The 10,778-nt window shown below is 76.4% G+C and carries 10 protein-coding genes; 5 read left to right on the top strand and 5 right to left on the bottom strand.

Annotation, left to right across the window (positions count from 1 at the left end):
• The first annotated feature begins 448 nt into the window (after positions 1–448).
• Complete coding sequence (gene groL / locus OF117_RS09875) at positions 449–2,077, top strand: chaperonin GroEL (RefSeq protein ID WP_263552654.1); 1,629 nt, start codon at positions 449–451, stop codon at positions 2,075–2,077.
• 151 nt (positions 2,078–2,228) lie between these two features.
• Here the strand turns inward: groL and OF117_RS09870 are convergent, their stop codons facing one another.
• On the bottom strand, positions 2,229–2,627 hold the full coding sequence (locus OF117_RS09870; RefSeq protein WP_263552653.1) for a VOC family protein: 399 nt from the start codon (positions 2,625–2,627) through the stop codon (positions 2,229–2,231).
• Between the two features lie 25 nt (positions 2,628–2,652).
• On the opposite strand from OF117_RS09870, the gene OF117_RS09865 reads away from it, so the two are divergent.
• Positions 2,653–3,453, top strand: a complete 801-nt coding sequence (locus OF117_RS09865; RefSeq protein ID WP_263552652.1) for a DUF72 domain-containing protein — start codon at positions 2,653–2,655, stop codon at positions 3,451–3,453.
• A 36-nt stretch (positions 3,454–3,489) separates the two neighbouring features.
• Here the strand turns inward: OF117_RS09865 and OF117_RS09860 are convergent, their stop codons facing one another.
• Positions 3,490–4,482 carry a Gfo/Idh/MocA family protein gene (locus tag OF117_RS09860; RefSeq protein ID WP_263552651.1) on the bottom strand — a complete coding sequence of 331 codons (993 nt, stop codon included), beginning with the start codon at positions 4,480–4,482 and terminating at the stop codon, positions 3,490–3,492.
• 34 nt (positions 4,483–4,516) lie between these two features.
• Between OF117_RS09860 and OF117_RS09855 the strand changes: the two genes are divergently transcribed.
• The gene (locus OF117_RS09855) at positions 4,517–4,813 is read left to right on the top strand and encodes a DUF4031 domain-containing protein (RefSeq protein ID WP_263552650.1); all 297 of its coding nucleotides are present in this window, start codon (positions 4,517–4,519) and stop codon (positions 4,811–4,813) included.
• Here OF117_RS09855 and OF117_RS09850 read toward each other — a convergent pair.
• The 3 genes from OF117_RS09850 to OF117_RS09840 all read right to left on the bottom strand — a co-directional run bounded on the left by OF117_RS09850 (position 4,716) and on the right by OF117_RS09840 (position 7,203).
• Entirely contained in the window at positions 4,716–5,405 is a 690-nt protein-coding gene (locus OF117_RS09850) for a metal-dependent phosphohydrolase (protein WP_263552649.1), read from the bottom strand. The two genes, OF117_RS09855 and OF117_RS09850, sit on opposite strands and share 98 nt — an antisense overlap.
• Positions 5,402–6,676: an ArgE/DapE family deacylase gene (locus OF117_RS09845; RefSeq protein ID WP_263552648.1), complete on the bottom strand. Its 1,275-nt coding sequence runs from the start codon at positions 6,674–6,676 to the stop codon at positions 5,402–5,404. Before OF117_RS09845 ends, OF117_RS09850 begins: the two co-directional genes overlap by 4 nt.
• Before the next feature lie 284 nt (positions 6,677–6,960).
• Positions 6,961–7,203, bottom strand: coding sequence for a DUF6458 family protein (locus OF117_RS09840; RefSeq protein WP_263552647.1), 243 nt, complete (start codon positions 7,201–7,203; stop codon positions 6,961–6,963).
• 330 nt (positions 7,204–7,533) lie between these two features.
• On the opposite strand from OF117_RS09840, the gene OF117_RS09835 reads away from it, so the two are divergent.
• Both OF117_RS09835 and OF117_RS22130 read left to right on the top strand, forming a co-directional pair.
• Positions 7,534–7,665 (top strand): hypothetical protein, encoded by a 132-nt coding sequence (locus OF117_RS09835; RefSeq protein ID WP_263552646.1) that lies wholly within the window; start codon positions 7,534–7,536, stop codon positions 7,663–7,665.
• 97 nt (positions 7,666–7,762) lie between these two features.
• Positions 7,763–10,762 (top strand): ATP-binding protein, encoded by a 3,000-nt coding sequence (locus OF117_RS22130; RefSeq protein ID WP_318014233.1) that lies wholly within the window; start codon positions 7,763–7,765, stop codon positions 10,760–10,762.
• Positions 10,763–10,778 lie beyond the last annotated feature (16 nt).

The following is a 10,778-nucleotide window of genomic DNA, read 5'->3' as shown; positions in this document are numbered from 1 at the left end:
CGGCACAGCGCCCGAGCTCGCGAAGGCGAGCAGCGGCACAGCGCCCGAGCTCGCGAAGGCGAGCAGCGGCACAGCGCCGGAGAACCACTCAGCAGTTCTACCGAGGCCCGGTCCCCCCAAGGGGCCGGGCCTCGGCTCATGTTGCGGCCGTTCCGGGCGGCGAGATCAGCGATGTGGTCGCGTCCCGGGGCGGAGGCCGGCGAGATCGGCGATCTGGTCGCGTCGGGCGCCGGCGGGCGGGAACAGCCGTGGTCCGCACCCCGTTTCTTGCACTCGCAGGGGGTGAGTGCCAGACTTCCGGTTGGCACTCCTACCCTGTGAGTGCCAATCAGGTCGGAACGGTGAGGCGCCGGTCGCGGGCCGCAGGAGAGTCCGCAGCACCGGCGTCGTCCGTCGCGGGCGCCGAACCCGGCCGTGCAGCGATCAACGTGATGGAGGACATCACCACATGGCCAAGATGATCGCGTTCGACGAAGAGGCGCGCCGTGGCCTCGAGCGGGGCATGAACACCCTCGCCGACGCCGTCAAGGTGACCCTCGGCCCCAAGGGCCGCAACGTCGTACTCGAGAAGAAGTGGGGCGCGCCCACCATCACCAACGATGGTGTGAGCATCGCCAAGGAGATCGAGCTCGAGGACCCGTGGGAGAAGATCGGGGCCGAGCTGGTCAAGGAGGTCGCGAAGAAGACCGACGACGTCGCCGGTGACGGCACCACCACCGCCACCGTGCTGGCCCAGGCGCTCGTCCGCGAGGGTCTGCGCAACGTCGCCGCGGGCGCCAACCCGATGGCCCTGAAGAAGGGCATCGAGAAGGCCGTCGAGTCGGTCACCGAGTACCTCCTCTCGACGGCCAAGGACGTCGAGACCAAGGAGCAGATCGCGGCGACCGCGTCGATCTCCGCCGCCGACACCGCCATCGGCGAGCTCATCGCCGAAGCGATGGACAAGGTCGGCAAGGAAGGCGTCATCACCGTCGAGGAGAGCAACACCTTCGGCCTGGAGCTCGAGCTCACCGAGGGCATGCGCTTCGACAAGGGCTACATCTCGCCGTACTTCGTCACCGACGCCGAGCGCATGGAGGCCGTCCTCGACGACCCGTACGTGCTCGTGGTCAACAGCAAGATCAGCTCGGTGAAGGACCTGCTCCCGCTGCTGGAGAAGGTCATGCAGTCGGGCAAGCCGCTGGCGATCATCGCCGAGGACGTCGAGGGCGAGGCCCTGGCCACCCTCGTCGTGAACAAGATCCGCGGCACCTTCAAGTCGGTCGCGGTCAAGGCCCCCGGCTTCGGCGACCGCCGCAAGGCCATGCTGAACGACATCGCCATCCTCACCGGTGGCCAGGTCATCAGCGAGGAGGTCGGCCTCAAGCTGGAGAACGCCGGCCTCGACCTGCTGGGCCGCGCCCGCAAGGTCGTCGTCACCAAGGACGAGACGACGATCGTCGAGGGTGCCGGTGACAGCGACCAGATCGCCGGCCGGGTGAACCAGATCCGCGCCGAGATCGAGAAGTCGGACTCCGACTACGACCGCGAGAAGCTGCAGGAGCGGCTGGCCAAGCTGGCCGGTGGCGTCGCCGTCATCAAGGCCGGCGCCGCGACCGAGGTCGAGCTCAAGGAGCGCAAGCACCGCATCGAGGACGCGGTGCGCAACGCCAAGGCCGCCGTCGAGGAGGGCATCGTCGCCGGTGGTGGCGTCGCTCTCGCGCAGGCCACCACCGTCGCGTTCGAGAAGCTCGACCTCGACGGTGACGAGGCCACCGGCGCCAACATCGTGCGCGTCGCGCTCGAGGCGCCGCTGAAGCAGATCGCGGTGAACGCCGGCCTCGAGGGCGGCGTCGTGGCGGAGAAGGTCCGCAACGCCGCGGTGGGCACCGGCCTCAACGCCGCCTCGGGCGAGTACGTGGACCTGGTCAAGGTCGGCATCATCGACCCGGCCAAGGTCACCCGCTCGGCGCTGCAGAACGCCGCGTCGATCGCCGGCCTGTTCCTCACCACCGAGGCCGTCGTCGCCGACAAGCCGGAGAAGACCCCGGCTGCGGCCGGCGCCGGCGCCGGTGACATGGGGGGCATGGACTTCTGAGGAAGGACCCCCTCGCTCCCCGGAACACGCTCCGCGCGCTCCGGGTCCCTGCGAGGGGGCCGTTTCCAGGACGTCACCAGGGGCGGTCCGCTTCGGCGGGCCGCCCCTGTCGGCGTTTCCGCACAGGTGGCACCGTCGGGCGGCGCGCCACTCACCCGGGGGAGAAGCAGCAGAACTCGTTGCCCTCGGGATCGGCCAGCACGTCCCACTCGATCCCGCCGGCCTCCTCGGTGACCGACTCCGGGTCGCGCGGGCGCAGCAGCGTGGCCCCCGCCGCGAGCAGCGCCTCGGTGTCGCCGACCACGTCGAAGTGCACCCGGTTCTTGAAGATCTTCGGCTCGGGCACGGGCACGATCCACATCAGCGGGCCGGAGCCGGCGCGGTCGACGATGGGGACCGGCCAGTCGCGCGGCCGGACCCAGCCGTCGGGATCGGGCTCGACCTCGTCGCGGCGCACGTAACCCAGCGCCGCGCACCACCAGTCGGCCAGCGCCTGGTGGTCGTTCGCGTCGAGGCAGAGGTCCTTGAAACGGGCGGGTGCGTCGGTCACGGCACCGCAGGGTAGGCGGCCGTCCGTGGCGGTGATCATCGGGACGTCGGGGTGGCAGTACCGCGACTGGCGCGGCCGCTTCTACCCCACACGCCTGCCGCAGAAGGCGTGGCTGGAGCACTACGCGCAGCACTTCGCCACCGTCGAGAGCAACGCGGCCTTCTACCGCCTGCCCGAGCACGCCACCTTCGCCGCCTGGCGCGAGCGCACGCCACCGGACTTCCGCTGGGCCGTCAAGGCCAGCCGCTTCCTCACCCACGTCCGGCGGCTGCGCGAGCCCGCCGAGCCGGTGGCCCGGCTGCTGCAACGAGCCGCCGGGCTGGAGCACAAGCTGGACACCGTCCTCCTCCAGCTGCCGCCGACCCTGCGCGCCGACGCCGGCCTGCTGCGCGACTGCCTGGCGCAGTTCCCGCCCGGGGCGCGGGTGGCCGTCGAGCCGCGGCACGAGTCGTGGTGGACCGACGAGGTGCGCGCCCTGCTGGAGGGCTTCGGCGCGGCGCTGTGCTGGGCCGACCGCGCCCAGCGCCCGGTTACCCCGCTGTGGCGCACCGCCGGGTGGGGTTACCTGCGGCTGCACACCGGTGCCGAGGGTTGGGGCTACCCGCCCGGCGCGCTGCAGGTCTGGGCCGACCGGCTGGCCGGCGCCTACGGCCCTGCCGAGGACGTGCTCGTCTACTTCAACAACGACCCGGGCGGCGCGGCCGTGGTCGACGCGACGGCGTTCGCCGACGCCGTCCGCCGCGCCGGCCGGACCCCGTCCCGGGTCCCCGCGCCGGACGAGGCGACAGGCACCGCCTGGACCCGCGACGTCGACCAGGTTCCCTGAGCACCGGGGACGGGGTCGGTCGCACCGGGGACCGGGTCACACCGGGGTCGGGTCCTCGGCGTGCCGGATGCCCAGCCGGTCGGCGGCCTCGCCCAGCACGGCCTGCACGGAGAGCGTGTCGGCCAGCGGCATGACCGCGCTCTCGGTGCGCCCGGCGCGCAGGCACTCGGTGACCTCGACCAGCTCGTGCGAGTAGCCGCCGCCCACCGGGCGCCGCACGATCGTCTCGGCCTCGGCGCCGGCGCGGTGCAGCACGATCGTGTCGGGGTGGTGGAACCGGGGGACGACGTCGATCCAGCCCTCCGTGCCCACCACGCGGGCCTGGCCCGGCAGGGCGTACCGCAGCGACGTGGTCAGCGCGGCGCTGCGACCATCGTCCCATCCCAGCAGGAGCGCGGCCTCGGCGTCGGCACCGCTGGGGAACATCGAGCCGGTGGCCATGACCCGGTCGGGCGCACCCATCAGCATCTGCGCGAAGGAGACGACGTAGACGCCGACGTCGAGCAGAGCCCCGCCACCGAGCTCCAGCGCGAAAAGCCGGTCGACCGGGTCGTACTCGCGCGCCACGCCCAGGTCGGCCTGCACCGAGCGCACCTCACCGATCGCGCCCTCGGCGATCAGCTCCCGCAGCGCGACGACCGCCGGCTGGAAGCGGGTCCACATCGCCTCCATGACGAAGACCCCGGTCTCCCGCGCCAGCTCGACGACCTCCGCGGCGCCCGCCGTGGTGGCGGTGAACGCCTTCTCGACCAGCAGCGCCTTGCCGGCGCGCAGCGCACCCAGCGCGATCGCGTGGTGCTGCGGGTGCGGGGTGGCGACGTACAGCACGTCGACCTCCGGGTCGGCCAGGATGTCGGCGTACGAGCCGTGCGCACGCTCCAGACCGTGCCGCTCGGCGAACGACCGGGCCCGGTCGAGCGACCGCGAGGCGACGGCGACCGGACGCGCGCCGTCGACGTGCACGAAGTCCTCGACCAGCTTCTCGGCGATGCGGCCCGGTCCCACGATGCCCCAGCGGATGTCGCTCACCGGGTCACGCTAGCCGCCGGGCAGGATGGGCCGGGTGGCCGTGCTGATCGACCCCCCGGTGTGGCCGTGGCGCGGACGGCGCTGGTCGCACCTGGTCAGCGACGTCTCCTACGACGAGCTGCACGCCTTCGTCGCCGCCGAGCTGGGCATCCCGCGCCGGGCGTTCCAAGGCGACCACTACGACGTCCCCGAGGAGCTGTACGCGCGGGCGGTGGCGGCCGGCGCGGCGCCGGTCAGCTGCCGGGAGCTGCTGGCCCGGCTGCGGACGGCGGGTCTGCGGCTGGCCCGGCCGCGCCCGCCCGCCGCCGGAGGAGCGCCAGCTCGGCGCTGAGGTTGGCCCGGGCCCGCGGCTCCCAGTCGGCGGCCACGACCGGCAGCCGGTACAGGGCCGGCAGCGCCAGCAGCCGCTCCAGGACGGCGATCCGCCCGGCGGTGAACGCGGCGTCGGAGAGGTGCGCGTACTCGGCGCGCACCGCGGACGCGTACGTCGCGTAGCTCTCCGGCGGCCCGGCCAGGACGGCGAGGTCGGCGTCGCAGAGCACCGCGCCGTTCGGGTCGTCCCGGGCGGCCTCGTGCCCGGCGGTCAGCAGCACCAGCCGCTCCACCTCGGCGATCCGCTCGTCGGCGACCAGCCCGCGCAACCCGGCGCGCGCCCGGTCGGCGCTGACCCGCTCGTTGTCGTCGCGGCGCGGGTCGTACACGGCGTCGTGGTACCAGGCCGCCAGCCGGACGGCGTCCGGGTCGCCGGCGGCGTCGGCGAGCGACCCGACCACGCCGAGCACCGCCGCCAGGTGGGCGAGGTCGTGGTAACGGCGGTGCGGCTCGCTCCAAGCGGCCACGAGGGCCGCCCACTCGGTGCGCGAGGTGGGGGAGTCGCCGGCGAGCGCGGCCCAGGCGTCGAAGCCGACGAGCGAGGCCGTCACCGCGGGCCGCAGGAGCGGACGGCGAGCAGGGCCAGCGCTCGGGCGCAGGTGACCAGCGCGGCGACGGGCACCCGCTCGGCCGGCTGGTGGGCCAGGTGCAGGTCGCCGGGGCCGTAGTGCAGCGCCGGGACCCCGGCCGCCGCGTAGAGCCGCATGTCGGTGCCCGCGGGGACCGCCCGCTCGGGGCACCGGCCGCCGCCGGCGTCGGCGACCGCGTCCCGCACCGCCGGCAGCAGCGGCGAGCCCGCGGGCAGCTCACCGCTGGCGAAGGCGCCGCCGGTCCAGGCCACCCGTACCGGGTGGTCGGCCAGCCAGGGGTGCCCGGCGCACAGCTCGGCGACCCGCCGCTCGAACGCCGCCCGGGCCTCGGCCACCGGCTCGCCCAGCCGGACGCCGTAGCGCCCCTCGGCGACCAGCCGGTCGGGCACGGTGCTGGCCCAGTCGCCGGCGGCCACCTTCCCGACCGACAGCCCGTACGGGTAGGGCTCGCCGGCGAACCGTGGGTCGTCCCCGGGTTGCCGCTCCGCCTCGAAGGCCAGCAGCCCGGCGTGCACCTCGGCGAAGAGCTCGACCGCGCTGACACCGCGGTCGCGCATGGCGGCGTGCGCCGCGGCGCCGGTCACCTCGAGCCGGAAGGTCAGGGCGCCCGCGGCGGCGGTCACGACCGCACCGTCCGTGGGCTCGGGGATGACGCAGGCGTCCCCCCGGTGGCCGCGGGCCAGCGTCGCCCACGCGCCGAGCCCGCCGTCCTCCTCGCCGACGACGCTGTGCACGGCCAGCGGCCGGGTGAGCCGCACGCCGGCGGCGCGCAGCGCCGCCACCGCGGCCAGCGCGGCGACCAGGCCGCCCTTCATGTCGCAGGTGCCGCGCCCGTGCACCTCGCCGTCGGTCAGCCGCGGGACGAACGGGTCCGCGGGCCACAGGTCGCGGTCGCCGGGCGGGACGACGTCGCTGTGCCCGCACAGCACCAGCGCCGGGACGCCGTCCTCGGCGGCCGGGACCGTGCCGACGACGCCCCACGCCTCGTTCCGCACCACCTCCTGGCCGGGCGCGTCGGGTGCCACCGCGGCCGCGGCCAGGTCGATCCGCCACCGGTCGACCGCGCACCCCAGGCCCTCCAGCTCGTCGGCGACGGCGTGCTGCACCTCGCACTCGGCGGCCGTGCCCCCCACCGAGGGGATGGCGACGAGCCGGCGCAGCAGGTCGACCGACGCGGCCTCGTCGACGGCGTCGAGGACGCGTGCCTCGGTGTCGGTCAGGTCGGCTGCCACGGCGCGGAGTGTGGCACGGTCGGCACGACCGGCACCGCCGTCCGCGGGTGCGGAGGAGGAAGTTCCGGCGCCCGCGCGTGTCGGCCGCCGGACGCGGGTAGCGTCGAGGACGTCCGGGCCGGGTGCTTCGTGCCCCCGGGTGCCAATTGGATATCGCCGCCGCGGAACACCGCCCCGACCTCGGTCGGGGGCCCGGAGCCGCGGTGTGCCACTCGCCGCGAGGCGGCCGGCGCCCGGTCCGGACCCTGACGCGCGACCGGCCGAGGCCGGGTCGGCAGGTCGGGTCAGTAGGTCTCGTCCGTGGTGGTCCGGCGGCCGGGCGCACCGTCGGCCGTGGTGTCGGTGGTGGTGACCCGCCGCCGCGAGCGCGGACCCCAGACGGCCAGCTCCAGCACGATGCCGAGCGCGCCGACGAGCATCAGGATCCAGCCGACGACCTGCAGGTCGACGCCCGCGAGGTCCACCCGCACCGCGAAGGTGAGGATGGCGCCGAGCGCGAGCAGGACGATCGCAGTTCCGAGCCGCATGCGAGAGCTCCTCTCTCCTCGGCCGGGGGCCTCCTGGCAGGAAGGCACGGCCGACCGGCGGCGCACGCCGCAGCGACGACGGTGCGGAAGTCGCTGCTCCGCCGCCACCGGGAGCGGCACCGCCGTCCCCCGTTCGGGTGGCGCGGACCTCCCCCCGGGCGATCGGGACCCCCTCCCGGGCGACCGGGGGCACCTCAGGCGCGTCGACCGCCACCTCAGAGGAGCCGGCCCGCCGACTTCCCCCGGGACTGCCCGATCTCCCGATGCCCGGGGCGGCCCCTCAGGACGAGCGTCGTCCCTGTCCACAGGGATGACGCGGAGGCGACGGTCATGACGATCCACTACGGCGACCCGGCTCTCGACGCCGAGCTCGCCTACCGGCGGGAGCTGCTGCAGGCCATCGGGCGCTCGGCCAACGGCCGCCGCGGCCGCTGGTCGAGGGGACGGCGGCGCAGCCGCTGACGGTGCCCGCGCCCGCCACCGCGCGGCCGGGCCCACCGCGGTGACCGCCGTGCCCGAGGCGGCCGTCCCGTCGGACCGGCGTGCCACCATCGGCGCCGTGCCGCGCTGGGACGACCGGCCGCTGGTGGGGCGGACCGAGGAGCTCGCCCGCCTGCTCGCGCACGTCGAGCGGGCGGCGACGGGACGCGCCTGCGCGGTGCTGGTCGCCGGCGACGCGGGCGTCGGGAAGACGCGGCTGCTCGACGAGGTGGTCACCCGGGCGGCCGGTCGCGGCGTGCGCGTGCTCACCGGCCACTGCGTCGACCTCGGCGAGGTCGGCCTGCCGTACCTGCCCTTCGTCGACCTGCTCCGCCCGGTCGCCGCCGATCCCGGGCTCGCGCCGGAGGCCGCCCGGCACCCGGCCGTGGCCGGCCTGCTGGCCGGGCGTCCCGGCGCCGGGCTGGCCGAGGTCGAGGACGCCGCCGACATCGGCCGGCCGCTCGTCGCGCGCCGCGTGCCGGTGCGGGTCGACGACGACCGGCTGCAGCTGTTCGAGTCGGTCGCCGCCCTGCTCGGCGAGCTCGCCGCGTCCACGCCGCTGCTCGTCGTCCTCGAGGACCTGCACTGGGCCGACCGCTCCAGCCGCGACCTGCTCCGCTACCTGCTGGCCCGGCTGGCCGACGAGCCCGTCGCGATCGTGGCCACCTACCGCTCCGACGACCTGCACCGCCGCCACCCGCTGCGCCCCCTGCTGGCCGAGCTCGTGCGGCTGCCGGGCGTGGAACGGCTCGAGCTGGGCCCGCTGCCGGACCCCGACGTCGGCGAGCTCGTCCGGTCGCTGGCCGCGGGCACGGGCGGGGTGCCGCCGGGCACCGTCGACGACGTCGTGGCCCGCGCCGAGGGCAACGCCTTCTACGCCGAGGAGCTGCTGGCCGCAGGCCTGCGCGGGGAGTCGCTGCCCCTCGGGCTCACCGACGTGCTGCTCGCCCGCGTCGAGCAGCTCCCGCCCGCCGCGCAGCGGGTGCTCCGGGTGGCGGCGGTCGCCGGCCGGCAGGTCCGGCACGAGCTGGTGGCGGCCGTGGGCGACCTCGACCCGGACGAGCTGGACGCCGGGCTCGCCGACGCCGTCCACGGGCACCTGCTGGTCGTCTCGGCCGACGGGTCCTACCGGTTCCGGCACGCCCTGCTGCGGGAGGCCGTGCTGGCCGACCTGCTGCCGGGGGAGCGGGTGCGGCTGCACGCCGCCGTGGCCGCCCACCTCGCGGCCGTGCCGGGCGCGGGTACCCCCGCGGAGCGGGCGCACCACCTGCGCGAGAGCAACGACCTGCCCGGTGCGCTGTCCGCGTCGCTGGAGGCGGCCGAGGCGGCCCGGTGCCTCGGCGCGCCGGCCGAGCAGCTGCAGCACCTGGAGGCGGTGCTCGCGCTGTGGCCCCGGGTGCCCGACGCCGCCGCGCGGGCCGGCCGCCCGCAGTCCGGCCTGCTGCTCCGCGCCGCGGCGGCCGCCCGCCGGGCGGGGGAGCTGCACCGCGCGGTCGCCCTGCTGCGCGCCGCGCTGGACCTGCTCGGCCCCGACGGCGACCCCGTGCAGCGCGCCCGCGTCCACTACACGCTGGCCCAGGCGCTCGGCCGGATCGAGGACTCCGCGGCGGCGCTGCGCGAGAGCAGCGCGGCCATGGCGCTGCTGCCCGCCGACCCGCCGTCGCCGGAGCGGACCTGGGCGGCGGCCACGCACGCCCGCGCCTGCTACACGGCGGGGCGGACGGCGGAGGCCGATGCCGCCGCGGAGGAGGCCCTGGCCGCGGCCGACGCCCTCGGCCTGGACAGCGCCTGGGCCGACACCGCGGTCTCGCTGGCCCGGGTCCGCGGCGGGGCGCTCCCCGCGGTCACCGCCCGGCTGGAGGAGGCGCTGGTCCGCGCCCGCCGGTCGCGCGACGCCGACGTCGAGATGCGGGTGCTGTTCAACCTGGCCACGGTCACCTACACGGCGGGCGATGTCGCCGGGGCGGTGGCCCGCACGGAGACCGCGCTGCAGCGGGCCGCCGAGCTGGGGGCGGAGTGGTCCTTCTACGCCGCCGAGCTGCGCCACCTGGCCGTCGTCGTCCGGTACGTGGGCGGCGACTGGGACGGCAGCCTGGAGATGGCCGACCGGCTGGCCCGGGTGCCCGACGTGGCCGCGCACGTCCGGGCGGCGGCCCTGCTGGTGCTGGTCGGGCGCGGTGACCCGGCCGCGCGGGAGCGGCTGGCCTGGGCGTCCTCGCTGACCGCCCGGCTGGACTCGCACGTGCTGCTCCTGCTCGCCACGACCACCGCGGAGATCGAACTGGCCGCGGAGTCCGGCGACGCGGGCACCGCGCTGGCCCGGGCCGGGGAGGCGGTGCGCCGGCTGACCGAGCTGTGGGGGGCCGACCGGCTGGCGACGCTGCGGCTGGTCGCCCTCGCCCTCGGGGCGGCCGCCGACGCGGCGGCGGCCGCGCGGCTGGTCGCCGACACCGCGACCGAGCGGCGCTGGATCGCCGAGGCGGCTCCCCTCGCCGACGAGGCGCGGGCCGCGGTCGCCGCCCACGAGGCGATGGGCGACGAGACGATGGGCGTGGAGGGACGGGCCTGGCGGTTGCGGGTGGAGGCCGAGGAGGCCCGGCTGCACGGCCGCGCCGAGCCGGCGCGGTGGCGGGCCGTGGTCGAGGCCTTCGGCTACGGCCACGCGTTCGAGCAGGCGCGCTCGCGGCTGCGGCTGGCCGAGGCGCTGCTGGCGGCCGACGACCGGGCGGGCGCCGCCGAGCAGGCGCGGGCGGCGCACGGGGTGGCCGTGCGGCTGGGCGCGGCGCCGCTGCGCGCGGCGGTCGAGGCGCTGGCCCGTCGCGGCCGCCTCGACGTCGACCTGCCCGGCGCCGCGCGACCGGCCGATCCGTCGGTGCTCACCCCGCGCGAGGCCGAGGTGCTGGCGCTGCTGGCCCGGGGGCGCACCAACCGGCAGATCGGTGCCGAGCTGTTCATCAGCGAGAAGACCGCCAGCGTGCACGTCAGCAACATGCTGGCCAAGCTGGGCGCCGCCAGCCGCGCCGAGGCGGTGGCCGTCGCCGCCCGCCGCGGGCTGCTGAGCGCCGTCCCGGAGAGCTGATCCACGCGAGGTCGCG

Source organism: Geodermatophilus sp. YIM 151500 (assembly GCF_025716945.1).
In the GTDB taxonomy this organism is placed as follows: Bacteria; Actinomycetota; Actinomycetes; order Mycobacteriales; family Geodermatophilaceae; genus YIM-151500.
This window is presented reverse-complemented; position numbering and strand designations above follow the sequence as displayed.